Origin of the sequence: uncultured Serinicoccus sp., assembly GCF_947487915.1 — a bacterium.
Taxonomy (GTDB): domain Bacteria; phylum Actinomycetota; class Actinomycetes; order Actinomycetales; family Dermatophilaceae; genus Ornithinicoccus.
In genome coordinates this window covers 246094-262046 of record NZ_CANKYH010000006.1, presented here as the reverse complement: position 1 = coordinate 262046, position 15953 = coordinate 246094, and the positions used below count along the sequence as shown (strand labels likewise).

At 74.7% G+C, this 15953-nt stretch carries 13 protein-coding genes; 9 read left to right on the top strand and 4 right to left on the bottom strand.

Going from position 1 to position 15953, the window contains the following annotated elements:
• Window positions 1–188: 188 nt before the first annotated feature.
• The gene (locus tag Q0795_RS09790; RefSeq protein WP_298889232.1) at window positions 189–866 is read left to right on the top strand and encodes a 50S ribosomal protein L25/general stress protein Ctc; all 678 of its coding nucleotides are present in this window, start codon (window positions 189–191) and stop codon (window positions 864–866) included.
• A 97-nt stretch (window positions 867–963) separates the two neighbouring features.
• A complete protein-coding gene (pth, locus tag Q0795_RS09785; protein WP_298889231.1) occupies window positions 964–1563 on the top strand; it encodes an aminoacyl-tRNA hydrolase in 600 nt (199 codons plus the stop codon).
• A 700-nt stretch (window positions 1564–2263) separates the two neighbouring features.
• On the opposite strand, the gene Q0795_RS09780 is transcribed toward pth, so the two are convergent.
• Together Q0795_RS09780 and Q0795_RS09775 are read right to left on the bottom strand one after the other, a co-directional pair.
• On the bottom strand, window positions 2264–2986 hold the full coding sequence (locus tag Q0795_RS09780) for a PspA/IM30 family protein (RefSeq protein WP_298889230.1): 723 nt from the start codon (window positions 2984–2986) through the stop codon (window positions 2264–2266).
• Between the two features lie 119 nt (window positions 2987–3105).
• Entirely contained in the window at window positions 3106–5175 is a 2070-nt protein-coding gene (locus Q0795_RS09775) for a TPM domain-containing protein (RefSeq protein ID WP_298889229.1), read from the bottom strand.
• Window positions 5176–5311: 136 nt separating this feature from the next.
• On the opposite strand from Q0795_RS09775, the gene mfd reads away from it, so the two are divergent.
• Window positions 5312–8986 carry a transcription-repair coupling factor gene (gene mfd / locus Q0795_RS09770; protein WP_298889228.1) on the top strand — a complete coding sequence of 1225 codons (3675 nt, stop codon included), beginning with the start codon at window positions 5312–5314 and terminating at the stop codon, window positions 8984–8986.
• 139 nt (window positions 8987–9125) lie between these two features.
• Here mfd and Q0795_RS09765 read toward each other — a convergent pair whose 3' ends face one another.
• Entirely contained in the window at window positions 9126–9572 is a 447-nt protein-coding gene (locus Q0795_RS09765) for a hypothetical protein (protein ID WP_298889227.1), read from the bottom strand.
• A 54-nt stretch (window positions 9573–9626) separates the two neighbouring features.
• Between Q0795_RS09765 and Q0795_RS09760 the strand changes: the two genes are divergently transcribed.
• The 6 genes from Q0795_RS09760 to Q0795_RS09735 all read left to right on the top strand — a co-directional run bounded on the left by Q0795_RS09760 (window position 9627) and on the right by Q0795_RS09735 (window position 14925).
• Window positions 9627–10163, top strand: a complete 537-nt coding sequence (locus tag Q0795_RS09760) for a hypothetical protein (RefSeq protein WP_298889226.1) — start codon at window positions 9627–9629, stop codon at window positions 10161–10163.
• The gene (locus tag Q0795_RS09755) at window positions 10139–11155 is read left to right on the top strand and encodes a MazG family protein (RefSeq protein WP_298889225.1); all 1017 of its coding nucleotides are present in this window, start codon (window positions 10139–10141) and stop codon (window positions 11153–11155) included. The genes Q0795_RS09760 and Q0795_RS09755 overlap by 25 nt, the downstream gene beginning before the upstream one ends.
• Before the next feature lie 119 nt (window positions 11156–11274).
• Entirely contained in the window at window positions 11275–12555 is a 1281-nt protein-coding gene (gene eno, locus Q0795_RS09750; protein ID WP_298889223.1) for a phosphopyruvate hydratase, read from the top strand.
• A 191-nt stretch (window positions 12556–12746) separates the two neighbouring features.
• Entirely contained in the window at window positions 12747–13289 is a 543-nt protein-coding gene (locus Q0795_RS09745; RefSeq protein WP_298889221.1) for a septum formation initiator family protein, read from the top strand.
• A gap of 23 nt (window positions 13290–13312) precedes the next feature.
• Window positions 13313–13966, top strand: a complete 654-nt coding sequence (locus Q0795_RS09740) for a DUF501 domain-containing protein (protein ID WP_298889219.1) — start codon at window positions 13313–13315, stop codon at window positions 13964–13966.
• Window positions 13963–14925, top strand: a complete 963-nt coding sequence (locus tag Q0795_RS09735; RefSeq protein ID WP_298889218.1) for an exopolyphosphatase — start codon at window positions 13963–13965, stop codon at window positions 14923–14925. The genes Q0795_RS09740 and Q0795_RS09735 overlap by 4 nt, the downstream gene beginning before the upstream one ends.
• 12 nt (window positions 14926–14937) lie before the next feature.
• Here the strand turns inward: Q0795_RS09735 and Q0795_RS09730 are convergent, their stop codons facing one another.
• The gene (locus Q0795_RS09730) at window positions 14938–15795 is read right to left on the bottom strand and encodes a uracil-DNA glycosylase (protein WP_298889216.1); all 858 of its coding nucleotides are present in this window, start codon (window positions 15793–15795) and stop codon (window positions 14938–14940) included.
• Window positions 15796–15953 lie beyond the last annotated feature (158 nt).

The following is a 15953-nucleotide window of genomic DNA, read 5'->3' as shown; positions in this document are numbered from 1 at the left end:
GAACCCCGGGGGCGGGGGATTTCGTGACCGGCCCGGGCGGGCGATAGACTGGAGGGCGTTGCCTCGGCGAGGGATGCTGCACGGTGTCCGTCATCGACGAAGAGCTCACGGTGGTCGCTGCCCCGCGCCGTGTCCCGCGTCGAGGCCTGACCCCATCCCACCGCATACCCCTGAACGAGGTCCCACCCATGGCTGACCAGCTGAAGCTTCCCGCCGAGAAGCGCACCGAGTTCGGCAAGGGCGCTGCCCGCCGCATCCGTCGCGCCGACAAGGTGCCCGCCGTGCTCTACGGCCACGGCACCCCGCCGCTGCACCTGTCGTTGCCCGGGCACGAGGCCATGCTCGCGCTGCGCCACTCCAACGCCGTCCTCACGCTGGACGTGGAGGGCGAGACGCACATGGCGCTGGCCAAGGACGTGCAGCGCGACCCGATCAAGCGCTTCATCGAGCACGTCGACCTGGTCGTGGTGCGCAAGGGCGAGAAGGTGACCGTCGAGGTCGGCGTCCACCTGGAGGGCGAGGCCGCGCCGGAGACCCTGGTCACCACCGACCACTCCGTGCTGGAGGTCGAGGCCCCCATCACCAGCATCCCCGAGTGGCTCACGGTCTCCGTCGAGGGCCTGGAGGCCGGCACCCAGGTGCTGGCCGGCGAGGTCGTGCTGCCGGCGGGCGTCACCCTGGTCACCGACCCGGAGGCGCTGGTCGTCAATGTCTCCCAGCAGCTCTCCGAGGAGGCCGCGGAGGCCGAGCTCGCCGAGGCCGAGGCCGAGGCCGGCATCGAGCAGGAGGAGTCCGACGACGAGGCTGCCGAGGGCGGCTCCGCCGAGGGCGACTCCGGCGAGGACGCCGAGGCCAAGGACGAGTGATCCGTCGCGGGCAGCAGCCCGCACCCCGCGTGTTCGTGGCCGTGCCCGGTGTCGTCCGGGCGCGGCCACGCCGCGTCGGAGCAGGAACGAGGAAGCGATGACTGAGGCACCGTGGCTGGTGGTCGGCCTGGGCAACCCCGGGACGAGGTATGCCGGCAACCGGCACAACGTGGGCGCCATGGTGGTCGAGGAGCTGGCGCGGCAGGCGGGGACGGGCCTGCGCCAGCACAAGGCCGGCCGCGCGTGGGCTGCCGAGGTGCGCCTGGGCACGGCCGCGGGCGGGCTCCCCGGCCCCCGGGCGGTCCTGGCCCGGCCCATGACCTACATGAACGTCTCGGGCGGGCCGGTCTCGGGCCTGGCGTCCTTCTACAAGGTGCCGGTCGAGCGGGTGGTCGTGGTGCACGACGAGCTGGACATCGAGCCGGGCCAGGTGCGGCTCAAGCGCGGTGGCGGGGAGGGCGGTCACAACGGGCTGCGCTCGATCAGCCAGTCGCTGGGGAGCAAGGACTACCTGCGGGTGCGGCTGGGGATCGGGCGGCCCCCGGGCCGGCAGGACCCGGCCGACTGGGTCCTGTCCGACTTTCCCACCAAGGACCGTGTCGAGACCGAGCTGCTCGTCGGGGACGGTGCCGACGCGGTCGTCGACCTCACCCAGCTCGGCCTGGAGGCCACGCAGCAGCGCTTCCACGCCCGCTGAGCAGAGGGCCTCCCGGGTGAGCACCCTGCCTGCCGAGCCCGGGTGGGTGGTGGTGGGGCGAGGCGGCCGGCGGGTGCCGGGCGGACGTGGGGCCACCCGGCGAGCGCGAGCACGTGAGCGGGGGAACGCAGACGGCCGGTCGGACGTGGGGCCACCCGGCGAGCGGGAGCACGTGGGCGGGGGAACGCAGGCGGCCGGTCGGACGTGTGGCGACCCGGCGAGTGCGAGCACGTGGGCGGGGGGAACGCAGGCGGCCGGTCGGACGGGGGCGGGGAATCCGGGGACGGCCCGGCGGACGAGTGTCACACGGGCACCTCCGGACCCGCGAGTCCCACCGTGCGGGGATGTGTCCGTCTGCGCCCGATATATCCCGCGCAGACGCACATGTCCTCGCATCGTGAGGCTCGTGCGACGACTGTGACTGGTGTGGCACGGGCTATCGCGCCTGCTGCGGCGCCCCGGCGCGGAGGCTCCAGCCGAGCCGAACCCCCTCGCACGAGCCACCCACCCGCGCAGCTCCCGCCCGGACGAGCCGCCGCCCGCCCACCGGCGCGAGGCCCTGAGGGCCCCGGCGGATGGACGGACGAGCCGCCGCGCGCCCACCCGCGCGAGGCCCTGAGGGCCCCGGCGGATAGACGGACGAGCCGCCGCCCGCCCACCTGTGCGAGGCCCTCACGGCCCCGGCGGGTGGGTGGGTCGCTCAGCCCCGGGACTGGTTCTTCAGCTGGGCGAGGCGGGCCTCGATCTCGGCGTCGCCGCTGCTCGTCTCCAGCTCGGCGAACTGGTCCTCCAGGCTCGCCGACTGCGCCTCGGCGCGCCCGGCGACCATGGCCTCCTGCTTGCGGATGCTGTCCTCCCAGCGGGACAGGTCGCTGCTGGGGTCCATGACGTCGATGGAGGACATCGCGTCCTGCACCTTCTCCTGCGCCTCGACCGAGCGGGCGCGGGCGACGAGGGTGCTGCGCCGCGCCTTGAGGTCCTCGAGCTTGGTCTTCATGGTGACCAGGCCGGCCTTGAGCTGCTCGACGGTCTGGTTCTGCTGGGCGATCGTGGGCTCGGCGGTGCGCACGTCCTCCTCGTGCTGGATCTGCCGGCCCAGCGCCACCCGCGCGAGGTTGTCGAACTTGTAGGCCCCGTCCGGGTCGCCCGCCCCTCGCATCTCCTCGGCCTTGGCCGAGGCCGCGGCGGCCTTGCGCCCCCACTCGGCGGCGGCCTCGCGGTCGGTCTGGAGGTCACCCTCGGCCATCCGCACGTTGGCGATGGTCTGCGCGACCGCCTCCTCGGCCTCGGCGATCGAGTTGGTGTAGTCCCGGACGAGCTGGTCCAGCATCTTCTCCGGGTCCTCCGCGCGGTCCAGCAGCGCGTTGATGTTGGCGCGGGCGAGCTGCCCCACCCGCCCGAGGATCGTCTGCTTCTGGGTCATGTGTGGTCCCATCCTTTCTCCGCCCGCGTCGTCGCGGGTCACGCTGGTCAGATGTCGAGGGTATGACGTGCCCGCCCCACCACCGGTTGCACTCGGCCCGGTGCGTGGTCGGGTCTGGCTCAGAACCGGCCGCCCGAGAACGTCCCCCCTCCTCCGCCGCCACCGAACGAGCCGCCACCGAAGCCGCCGCCCCCGCCGCCGAAGGACCCGCCCCCGCCCCAGCCGCCCCGGTGCCGGTGCGAATTGCCCATGCCGGAGAGGATGCCGCCCAGCACGAGCGACCAGGGGTCGATGCCGCGGTGCCCGCGCCCCGAGGTCGGACCCCCGAACCCGCCCGGGCCGCCCCACTGGTCGGCGTCCCGCTGCGCCTCGGTGAGCGCCTGCTCGCCGAGCTGCTCGGCGCGGGTGAGCAGCTGCATGGCCGCCGTCGGCGACTCCGCCGCCCGGGCCACCGCGTCGTCGTAGAGCCGCAGCGCCTCCGAGATGCGGGTGCGGGGGCCGCTGCCCACCGCACCACGCCGGGTGGCGACGGTCTGGTCGATGCTGCGCAGCCGCGCCCCGACCCGGCTCACCCGCGCCTCGAAGTCGCCGCGCAGCTTGGCCTGGTGGCGGTCCGACTCCCGCAGCGGCTCCAGCAGGGCGTCGAGGTCGTGCTCGGCGGCGTCGAGCTCGGTGAGGGCGCGCAGCGGGTCGCCGCCGTCCCGGCTGGCCTGGGCCTGCTCGATGGCGGCCCGGGCCCGCTGGACCGCCTGCGCCACCGTGGGCTCGCCCGCCCCCAACCGGCGGGCGTCCTGCAGGTCGGCGGACAGCGAGGCGATGCCGGCGGTGATGGCCTCCCCGGCCCCCCGCAGCTCGGCGTCGGCGGTGGAGACCTGGTCGAGCAGGGTCGCGGCCTGCCCCACGGACTCCTCCGCGGCGCGCGCGGCCGCGACCGCCGAGGCGCGGTCGTCCCGCTCCAGCGACTGCCGGCCGGCCGTGACGAAGCCGTCCGCCGAGTCCAGCAGGTTGGTGGCCTGGGCGAGGTTGCCGCGCACCGTCGCCAGCGCGGCGGCCGGGTGCCGCGCGGCCAGGCCGCGCAGCTCCTGCTCGGCGGCAGGCAGCCGCTCCCGCGTCTCCCGGGCCCGGGTGGCGAGCTCGGCGAGGAACTGCGGGGCGCGGTCCTGCAGCGAGCGCAGCCGGGCGAACTCCTGCGTGCGGGCGTCCAGCTCGGCGCGGGCGGTCCCGGTCAGCTCCAGGATGCGGCCCAGCATGCCGCGCTGCACGCTCTCCGGCTCCTCGGTGTCGTCGTCCAGCTGCTGGCGCAGGCTGAAGGCCTCCCTGGCCGCCTGCCGCGCCCGTTCCAGCGCGGCGCCGAAGGCCTCGGTCCGCTGGGTGCCGAACTGCGCGCGCGCGAAGTCGAGCTCCTCGCCCGCGGAGCGCACGGCGTCGTCCATGCCCACCAGCGCCTCGGCGGCCTCGCGGTGCAGCTCGGACAGGCTCCGCCCCTGGGCGTGGGGCGGCACGGGGGCCCCGGGGTCCGGGCGCCGCCGCTGCCGGCTCCGGACGGCCATGGCGACCCCGCCGACCACCAGGGGGGCGAAGAACAGCAACGGGAAGGCGCTGCCCAGGCCTCCGGAGGAGGTGGGGTAGACCTGGTCCCCGTCGGGCACGCTGACACCGCCACCCGAGGAGGCTCCGGCATACTCCCGGGCGAAGCCCTCGGTAGCGCCCTCGACGGCACCCGCCCAGTCGTCCTCGGCCAGTCGCGGCTCGATGTCCTGGAGCTGCACGGCCTCGACCTGCTCCGCGGACAGGGTGTCGCCGGCGTCGCCGACCCCGTAGGCGCGCTGGTCGACGGCGACCGCCAGCAGCAGGTCGCCGGTGCCCAGCTCGGACTCCTCGGCCGTGAGGGTGGCCCACTCCTCGCCGCCGACCGTGGCCCCGGAGGAGTCCTCGAAGGTGTCGACGTAGGCCACGAAGAGCTGCAGCCCGGTCTCCTCCCGCAGGGTCTCGATCTGCTCCGCGGCGGCGGCCTCCTCCTCGTCGGTGAGCACGTCGGCCGGGTCGTGGACCGCGTCCTCGAGGTAGCTGGGCTGCTCGGCGACGGCGCGGTCCGCGACCACCGGGGCCAGGGCCAGCGCGACCCCCACGGCGAGGAGCCCCGCCGCTCCCGGGCGCAGCGTCCTGGAGCGATGTGTCGAGTGGCTCACACCTCCTGATCCTGCCCGACGGGGGTGCGCGCCGCCACCCTGGGGTGGTCGCCTCCTGCTGGGGCCGGGTCCGTCGGTCGCCGGACCTAGACTGGACCGTCGTCCTCCACCCGACTCTCCCGTGAGGTCTCCCGGTATGCCGCTCGCCCCCCTCCTCGCCGCCCTGCGCACCCAGGCGGAGGTCGCCGCCGTGCTCGAGGCGCGGGCCCGCGGCGAGCAGGCCGTGGAGGTCTCCGCCGCGCCGGGGCTGCACCCGGCGCTGGTCGCGCTGCTCGCGACCAGCGAGGACGGGACCGCTCCCACCGACCCCACCCCGCCGCCGCTGCTGGCCGTGACGGCGACCGGCCGCGAGGCCGACGACCTGGTCGGGATGCTCGGCGAGCTGCTCCCCGGCGGGCCCGACGTGGTGGCCGGCTTCCCGAGCTGGGAGACGCTGCCGCACGAGCGGCTCAGCCCGCGCTCGGACACCGTCGGGCACCGGTTGGCCACGCTGCGCCGGCTCGCGCACCCGGACCTCACCGGGCAGGACCCGGCGACCGGCCCGGCCCACGTCGTGGTGGCCAGCGTCCGGGCCCTCCTGCAGCCGCTGGTCGAGGGCCTGGGTGAGCTCGTCCCCGTGGCGTTGCGCGCGGGCGAGGACCGCCCGCTCACCGAGGTCGTGGAGGCGCTGGCGGCGGCGGCATACACCCGGGTCGACATGGTCGAGCGGCGTGGCGAGTTCGCGGTCCGCGGCGGCATCCTCGACGTCTTCCCGCCGACCGAGGAGCACCCGGTGCGGGTGGAGTTCTGGGGCGACACGGTCGAGGAGGTGCGCTGGTTCAAGGTCGCCGACCAGCGCAGCCTGGAGATCGCGGGGCACGGCCTCTACGCCCCGCCGTGCCGCGAGGTGCTCATCACCGAGGCGGTGCGGGCCCGCGCCGCCGAGCTCGTGGACGTCCTGCCGGGGGCCGAGGACCTGCTCGCCAAGATCGCCGAGGGCATCGCCGTGGAGGGGATGGAGTCGCTCGCCCCCGCGCTCGTCGACGGCATGGAGACCCTGGTCGACGTGCTGCCCGAGGGGTCCGGCGTGGTGGTGCTCGACCCGGAGCGGGTGCGGACCCGCGCCCACGACCTGGTGCGCACCAGCGAGGAGTTCATGCAGGCCGGGTGGGCCGCCGCCGCCGGGGGTGGCGCGGCCGTGCCCATCGACCTGCAGCAGGTGCTCGGCACCGCCTCCTCGTGGTCGCTCGCCGAGATGCGCAGCCACGCGCTCGGGACCGGTCGCCCGTGGTGGTCGTTGTCCGCCTTCGCCGCCGACGAGTCCCTCGAGGAGTTCGTGGAGCAGACCGGCGCGGGCGAGCCCTCCGGGAGCGACGACGAGCCCGCCCTGCACACCCTGGACGTGCCGTCCGCCCCGGCGAGGGCATACCGCAGCGACGTCGACGCCATCGTCGCGGACGCCCGCGGGTGGCTCGCCGAGGGACGCCCGGTCGTCCTCGCGCTGGACGGGCCCGGCCTGGCCCGGCGCGTGGGCGAGGTGCTGACCGAGCACGAGGTCGCCCACCAGGTGGTGGAGCGCCTCGAGGCGCTCGGGGACGACCCGCTGCCGACCGACCGGCTCACCGTGACCACCGGCCGGGTGGGTCGCGGCTTCCTGCTCGGCGACGACGGGCTCGTGCTCCTCGGGGAGTCCGACCTCACCGGCCAGCAGGGCACCGGGGGCAGCACCAAGGACATGCGGCGGATGCCCTCGCGCCGCCGCCACCAGGTCGACCCGCTGCAGCTGCGCCCGGACGACTACGTCGTGCACGAGCAGCACGGCGTGGGCCGCTTCGTCGAGATGGCGCAGCGTCAGGTGCAGGGGGCGACCCGCGAGTACGTCGTCCTGGAGTACGCCCCGTCCAAGCGGGGCCAGCCCGGGGACCGCCTCTACCTGCCCACCGACCAGCTGGACCAGCTGACGAAGTACGTCGGCGGCGAGGCGCCCACGCTGCACCGCCTGGGCGGGGCGGACTGGCAGAAGACGAAGTCGCGGGCCCGCAAGCACGTCCGGCAGATCGCCGCCGAGCTCATCCGGCTCTACTCCGCGCGTCAGGCGACGCAGGGGCACGCCTTCGGCCCGGACAGCCCCTGGCAGCGCGAGCTGGAGGACGCCTTCGCCTTCACCGAGACCCCGGACCAGCTGGTCTCCATCGACGAGGTGAAGGAGGACATGGAGAAGACCGTGCCCATGGACCGCCTCATCAGCGGGGACGTCGGCTACGGCAAGACCGAGATCGCGGTGCGCGCGGCCTTCAAGGCGATCCAGGACGGCAAGCAGGTCGCGGTGCTCGTGCCGACCACCCTGCTCGTCCAGCAGCACTTCCAGACCTTCTCCGAGCGGTATGCCCAGTTCCCCGTCACCGTGCGTGCGCTGTCGCGTTTCCAGAGCGACAAGCAGGCCACGGAGGTCGTCGACGGGATCAAGGACGGCTCGGTCGACCTCGTCATCGGCACCCACCGGATCCTCGGCTCGACGGTGCGCTTCAAGGACCTCGGCCTGGTCATCATCGACGAGGAGCAGCGCTTCGGCGTCGAGCACAAGGAGCAGCTCAAGGCCCTGCGCACCAACGTCGACGTGCTGGCCATGTCGGCCACGCCCATCCCGCGCACCCTGGAGATGGCGATCACCGGCATCCGGGAGATGTCCACCCTGGCGACGCCGCCGGAGGAGCGCCACCCGGTGCTCACCTTCGTCGGCGGCTACGACGAGAGGCAGATCGCCGCCGCGATCCGCCGCGAGCTGCTGCGCGACGGGCAGGTCTTCTTCGTGCACAACAAGGTGAGCTCCATCGAGAAGGTCGCCTCCCGCCTGCGCGACCTCGTGCCGGAGGCGCGCATCGAGACGGCCCACGGGCAGATGGGCGAGCACCGGCTGGAGCAGGTCGTGGTCGACTTCTGGGAGCGCCGCTTCGACGTGCTCGTCTGCACGACCATCGTCGAGACCGGCCTGGACATCTCCAACGCCAACACCCTCGTCGTGGACCGTGCCGACACCTTCGGCCTCTCCCAGCTGCACCAGCTGCGCGGGCGGGTCGGCCGCGGTCGGGAGCGGGCCTACGCCTACTTCCTCTACCCCCCGGAGAAGCCGCTCACCGAGACGGCGGTGGACCGGCTGCAGACCATCGCCTCCCACACCGACCTGGGCGCCGGCATAGCGGTCGCGATGAAGGACCTCGAGATCCGCGGCGCCGGCAACCTGCTCGGTGGCGAGCAGTCCGGGCACATCGAGGGCGTCGGCTTCGACCTCTACGTCCGGCTGGTCGGCGAGGCCGTGTCCGCCTTCAAGGGCGAGGGCCAGGAGGCGCCCGCCGAGGTCAAGATCGAGCTGCCGGTCGACGCCCACCTGCCGCACGACTACGTCCCGGGGGAGCGGCTGCGGCTCGAGGCCTACCGCAAGCTGGCGCAGGTCGGCGACGAGCAGGGGCTGGAGCTCATCCGCGAGGAGCTCGTGGACCGCTACGGCGCACCGCCCCGGCCGGTGCAGACGCTGCTGGAGGTGGCGCGGCTGCGCACGGTCGCGCGCGCGGCGGGCATCAGCGACATCGCCCTGCAGGGCCAGATGGTCAGGTTCGCACCGGTGGAGAACCTCAGGGAGAGCCAGCAGCTGCGGCTCACCCGGGTCTACAAGGGCACGATCATCAAGCCCGCCTTGCGCCAGATCCTCGTGCCCGTGCCCAAGACCGCCCCGGTCGGCGGCAAGCCCCTGCGCGACCAGGACATCCTGGACTGGGCGAGCCAGCTCGTCCGCGGCATCCTGCTCGACGACTTCGCCGCCGCCACCGCCACCTGAGCACGGAGGCCTCGCCCCACCCGTACCTGTGCAGGGATCGGCAGCCGGTGCGGATGTTCTTCCGCACGCACAGGCTGCGTATGGCGTGCACAGGCCGCAGGTCGCACCCGCCGCGGCGGTGCGACCTGGGGAGGCACCCTCAGTGGACGAAGGTCTCCAGGGTGGTGCCGAGCCGGGGCAGGGCCGCGACGACGTGCTCCTTCGCCTTGCCGCGGAAGGAGGCATACACCCGACCGAGGGGGTTGCCCTCGACCCGGGCGGCGGCGGAGTCGGCGACGGCCAGCAGCTCGTCCGCCACCTGGCCCGAGCGCGCCGGGTCGGAGAGGTAGGTCCCGAAGGGCACCTCGCCCTTGGCGTCGAAGTGCGGGTCGAGCGCGCGGGCCATGCCCGGCAGCAGCCGGTCCACCCCCTTGCGGACGTTGCTCTCGCTGGCCTTGCGGGCCCCGCCGAAGGCGGTCTTCAGCATGGCGCCGGAGATGCCCTTCTTGGTGGAGACCTCCGCGTCGGCCAGGACGAGGAGCGCGTCGACCACGCGCGGGCGCGTGGCCGGGTCGAGGAGGGCGTCGCTCAGGGTGCTGGTGCTCATGGCACGAGCATGGCACGGCCGGTCGTCCGTAGGGTGCGTGCGATGATGGGCACCGTGAAGCGCGCATACTCCTTCCCCCTCGCAGCCCCGGTCACCGCGGTCGTCCTGTCCGGGTGCAGCGGGGTCGGCATGACCGAGGGTGTCGTCATCGACGGCACCGGCTACTCCGTCGGGGAGGTGCAGGAGGCGACCGAGCAGCTGAGCGAGGTGTCGCCCGAGCCGGTCGACACGGCGACGGTCATCTACCAGGCGGGCATCGCCCCGCTCCTCGGCGGCTGGTTCGAGGGCACGAGCTATGAGGTGACCGAGAACGAGGTCCGCAGCTCGCTCTCCGACGCCGGCCTCGAGGGGGACGCGGGCGACCTCACCGTGCAGGCCGTGAGCGCGCAGCGCTACCTCGCCGTCATCAACGACCAGGCCGCGATGTCCGACGAGGAGCTCGCGCCGGTCGTAGCCGAGCTGCAGACCCTCACCCAGGAGGACCTCGGGGCGCTCCCGGTGGAGGTCAACCCGCGCTTCGGTGCGTGGAGCCCGGCCGGTGACGGCGTCCTGCCACAGGTGCCCGAGTGGATCGTCCAGCCCGAGAGCTGAGCCTGCTGCTGACCTCTCCCCGGGTGGCGCCGGGGCTGTTGTCGGCCGCGGCCTGGCAGGCCCTGGGCGCGGCCGACCACGTGCTCGCCGCGGACCCCGCGGCACCCACCCCGGGCGCGCTGGCGGCGGCCGGCGTCGAGGTGGCCCGGTCGCGCGGGGCTACACCGGCGCAGCGCGCCGAGGAGCTGCTGACGCTGCCCGGGCGCGTCGTCTGGGTCGGCTCGCCCGACGGGGACCCCGGTCTGGCGGAGGCGCTCGCGGTGCAGCTCCCCGAGGAGGACGCGCCGACCCTGGAGCTGCTCGTCGGGTCCTGGGACACCCCCGGCTCCCGGCTGCTGGACGCCGTGGCCGTCATGGACCGGCTCCGCTCGCCCGGCGGCTGCCCGTGGGACGCGCAGCAGACGCACGCCAGCCTCACCCCCTACCTCGTGGAGGAGGCGCACGAGGCCGTGGAGGCGCTCGACCACCTCGACGAGGCCACGGGCCCGGCCCGGGAGCACGCCATCGAGGAGCTGGGGGACGTCCTGCTGCAGGTGCTCTTCCACGCCCGGGTCGGGGCCGAGCACGAGGAGGAGCCGTTCGACGTCGACGACGTCGCGGCCGGGCTGGTCGCCAAGCTGGTCCGGCGACACCCGCACGTCTTCGGCGGGACCGAGGTCGAGGGCCCCGACGACGTCGCCCGCGCCTGGGAGCAGATCAAGGCGCAGGAGCGCGCCGACGCAGGGGCGGCCTCCCGCGAGCACCCCCTGGACGGCATCCCCACCGGTATGCCCGCGCTCGCCCGCGCCGCCAAGGTCGCCTCGCGCTTGGGTCGGGACGGGCAGGGCGCGTGGCTGGACGACGCGGCGGCCGGGCTCGAGACCGACGGCGACGCCGGCGCGGTGCTGCTGCGCGCCGTCCTCGACCTGCGCGGCCGGGGGGTCGACCCCGACCAGGCGCTGCGGCATACCCTCCGGGCGGTGGAGGCGGCCGCGCGGGAGCGGAGCGGGTGACGCGGCCTGGCCCCGGGGCGCGGGCCTGCCGCGGCCTGCCCGCGGCGCTAGGCTGAGGCCCGACAGAGCCCGCCAGCGCTGCCGGACGACCCCGAGACGCCCTACCGAAAGGAGCGCACATGGCTGCCATCGACGCCATCATCGCCCGCGAGATCCTCGACTCCCGAGGCAACCCCACCGTCGAGGTGGAGGTCGGCCTGGACGACGGCACCGTCGCCCGCGCCGCCGTCCCCTCCGGCGCCTCCACCGGCGCCTTCGAGGCCGTCGAGCGCCGCGACGGCGATGAGACCCGCTACCTCGGCAAGGGCGTCGAGAATGCCGTCGCCGCCGTGATGGACGACCTCGAGCCGCGCCTGCTGGGCTTCGACGCCTCCGAGCAGCGCCTGGTCGACAACGAGATGCTGGCCGCCGACGGCACGGCCAACAAGGCGGAGATCGGGGCCAACGCCATCCTCGGCGTCTCGCTGGCCGTGGCCAAGGCCGCCGCGGACTCCGCCGGGCTGCCGCTGTTCCGCTACGTCGGAGGCCCCAACGCGCACGTCCTCCCGGTGCCGATGATGAACATCCTCAACGGCGGTTCGCACGCCGACTCCAACGTCGACATCCAGGAGTTCATGATCGCCCCGGTCGGGGCTCCCAGCTTCCGCGAGGCGCTGCGCTGGGGCACCGAGGTCTACCACGCGCTCAAGGCCGTGCTCAAGAAGCGCGGGCTGTCGACCGGTCTCGGCGACGAGGGCGGCTTCGCGCCCGACCTCGCCTCCAACCGGGCCGCGCTGGACCTCATCGTCGAGGCCATCACCGCCGCCGGCTACACGCCCGGCTCCGACATCGCCCTGGCCCTGGACGTCGCCGCCAGCGAGTTCTTCGAGAAGGGGAAGTACACCTTCGAGGGCAAGAAGCGCAAGGCCGCCGACATGGTGAAGTACTACGCCGAGCTGGTCGACGCCTACCCCCTGGTCTCCATCGAGGACCCCCTCGACGAGGACGACTGGGAGGGCTGGGCGCAGATGACCGCGCAGCTGGGCGACCAGGTCCAGCTGGTCGGCGACGACCTCTTCGTCACCAACCCCGAGCGGCTGCAGCGCGGCATCACCGAGCGCGCGGCCAACGCGCTGCTGGTCAAGGTCAACCAGATCGGCTCGCTCACCGAGACGCTGGACGCTGTCGCCCTGGCGCAGAGCAACGGCTTCCGCTGCATGATGAGCCACCGCTCCGGCGAGACCGAGGACGTCACCATCGCCGACCTGGCAGTGGCCACCAACTGCGGCCAGATCAAGACCGGCGCGCCGGCCCGCTCCGAGCGCGTCGCGAAGTACAACCAGCTGCTGCGCATCGAGGAGGAGCTCGACGACGCGGCGGTGTATGCCGGCGTCGGCGCCTTCCCGCGCTTCCGCGGCTGAGTCGCCGAGGCGGTCGCCGGGACTCCCGGCGACCGCGCCGGTGCCGGCCACCGCGACGGCGCCGCGTCCCCTCCGGGACGGGCCGCCGGGGGTGCCTGCATCGCGGCGCGGCGTCCGTCGACCGGTCGGGCGGACGGCATACCCTGGCCTCACCCGTCCCAGCCACCCCACCCGACGTTCGAGGAGCCCCGATGAGCACGGCCCGTGGCCCGCGCGACCGGCGCACCTCGCGCGCCGGCAGCCGCCCCACCGGCCCGACCCGTCGGACCCCGGCCCGTCGGCCCGGCGGACGGTCGCGCCCGGCGGCGACGGCGACCCAGCGGCAGGCGCCGGTGCACGTGCGCCGGTTGATCACGCTGGGGGTCCTGCTCGTCGCCATGGCCCTCGTCCTGGCCCCCGCGCTGTCCGGGTTCCTCCGGCAGCGGGCCGACATCGGTGCGCTGCACCAGGAGATCGCCACGGAGCAGGAGGAGATCGCCGCGCTCGAGCGCGAGCTGGCCCGCTGGGAGGACCCGGACTACGTGGAGCAGCAGGCCCGCGAGCGGCTGCGCTTCGTCAAGGAGGGCGAGACGGCCTTCACCGTCATCGACGACACCGGGAGCGACTACACTGAGGCGCTGCCAGGAATGGCCCCGGTGAGCGATGACGTGATGGCCGACAGCCCGTGGTACGCCCAGGTCTGGGAGTCGGTCACGATCGCGAACGAGGGGCTCCCCGAGACCACGGAGCCGTAGGAGCACGGCCCGCAGAGAAGGACATGAGCGAACTCGACCGCACCACGCTCGACGAGACTCCCACCGAGGAGGATCTCGAGGTCATCACCCGTCAGCTCGGCCGTGAGCCGCGCGGGGTCGTCGCCATCGTGCACCGCTGCCCGTGCGGCTGCCCCACGGTGATCCGCACCGAGCCGCGCCTGCCGGACGGCACCCCCTTCCCCACCAGCTTCTACGCCACCTGCCCCAAGCTCACCGGCGCGATCTCGACGCTGGAGAGCGAGGGGCTCATGAAGTCGATGTCGAAGCGGCTCGCCGAGGACGAGGGGCTGCGCTGGGAGTATGCCCAGGCGCACGACGACTACCTGCGTCGCCGCGAGGAGCTGGCGCACGTCCCGGAGATCGCCGGCATCAGCGCCGGCGGCATGCCCAACCGGGTCAAGTGCCTCCACGTCCTCGTCGCGCACAGCCTGGCCGCGGGGCCGGGGGTCAACCCGTTGGGGGACGAGGCCGTCGCGGCCCTCCCGGACTGGTGGGAGGGCGGCTGCTGCTCGGGGGTCTCCGCCGTCGACGACGAGCGCTGCGACTCCTGCCCCAAGCACCACCCGCTGCCCGAGCCCCGGACCGACGCCGACCCCCGGGGCGAGGGTGCGGACGAGGACCCCGAGGCGGGGCGGGCAGGCGGGTCCGCGGCATGACGCGCGTGGGTGCCGTCGACTGCGGCACCAACTCGATCCGGCTGCTCGTGGCCGACCTCGAGCCCGGTGACGGCGCCGCCCCGGCCCTGACCGAGGTCACCCGGCAGATGCAGATCGTCCGGCTGGGCGAGGGCATCGACGCGACCGGGGCGATCGGCGAGGCGGCCATGGCACGCACCCTGGCCGCGGCGCAGGGGTATGCCGAGCAGTGCCGGGACCTCGGCTGCGAGCGGGTCCGCTTCGTGGCCACCTCGGCGTCCCGCGACGCGTCCAACGCCGCCGACTTCGTCGGCGGGGTCCAGGACGCCTTCGGGGCGTTCGGCGTCACCCCGGAGGTGGTGAGCGGTCAGGAGGAGGCGGCGCTGTCCTTCGCGGGCGCGACCGGCCCGCTGCGCGATGCCGCGGCCCCGGGCCCCTACCTGGTCGTCGACATCGGCGGGGGCTCGACGGAGCTCGTGCTGGGGGACGGGACGGGCACCGCGGTGGCGGCGTCGCGCTCGGTGGACATCGGGTGCGTCCGGCTGACCGAGCGCCACCTGCACGACGACCCGCCGGGCGAGGACCAGGTGTGGGCGGCGCTGTCCGACATCGTCCGCGCCGTCGACGACGTGGCCGGGTCCGTGGACCTCTCCGGCGTCGGCACCCTCGTCGGCCTCGCCGGCTCGGTCACCACGGTGACCGCGCACGCGCTGGGGCTGCCGGCCTACCAGCGGGACCGCATCCACGGTGCCGAGCTGGACGTCGACACCGTGGTCGACGCCTGCACCGACCTGCTGCTCAGCCCACGCTCGCGCCGCCGGGAGATGCCGTTCATGCACGAGGGCCGCGTCGACGTCATCGGCGCCGGCGCCCTGGTGTGGCGCACCGTCGTCCAACGGGTGGCGCACGACTCGGGACTGCGGACCGTGCGGGCCTCGGAGTCCGACATCCTCGACGGGATCGCCCTGTCCCAGGCCTGAGCGGCGTCCGGCTCACAGCCGCGCGATGACCTCGTCCAGCATCGCCTCGGTGAGCCGGCCGGTGAAGGTGTTCTGCTGGCTGACGTGGTAGCTGCCCAGGAGCCGCACCGGCCGCCCCGTCGGGCTCCGCAGGCTCGCCTCCGCCCCGTGGCCGAAGCGGGGCCGAGGCCGGGGCACCTGCCAGCTGGCGGACCGCGCCCCGGCCAGGAAGGCGTCCCAGCCGATGCCGCCGAGCGCGAGCACCGAGCGGATCGTCGGCTCCACGAGGGCCAGCTCACGCTCCAGCCACCCCCCGCAGGTATGCCGTTCAGCCGCCGTCGGGGCGTTCCCGGGGGGCGCGCAGTGGACGGCTGCGGTGATGCGCACCGACCGCAGGGTCAGGCCGTCCCCGGCGTGCGTGGAGGACGCCTGGGAGGCGTAGCCGGCGCGGTGGAGAGCGGCGTAGATCCAGTCGCCGGAGCGGTCGCCGGTGAAGATGCGCCCGGTCCGGTTGGCCCCGTGGGCGGCGGGAGCGAGACCGACCACGAGGATCTCGGGGGCGGGGTCGCCGTAGCCGGGGGCCGGCCGCCCCCAGTACGGCTGGTCGGCGTAGGCGGCCCGCCGGGTGCTCGCGACCTCCTCGCGCCAGCGCACCAGCCGCGGGCAGGCCGAGCAGACGCTGACGCGCGCGTCGAGGGTGGCGAGGTCGGGGGACCCGGCCGCCTGTCTGCGCACCCCGCCCTCGCTGCGCGCCGCCCGTGTGCCGGGCGGCGCCGGGTCCTGCGGCCACCCCGACCCGGGCGGCACGGGGGAGGGGAACACCTCCCCGGTGAGCGGGTGCGGGTCGCCGGCGGCCGAGGGGACGGGGTCCGGGGAGGGGCGCTGCGGCATACCCCCATCCTGCCCGGCGGCTCACCCGTGCACGTGAACGCCTGGGCCGACGACACGCCGGGCCGCACCGGCTCATCCGTGCACGTGAACGCCTGGGCCGACGGCGGGCGGTCGAGGGCCGGTCCGGGCCCGGCATGAGACGCCTCAGGCCGGCCTGG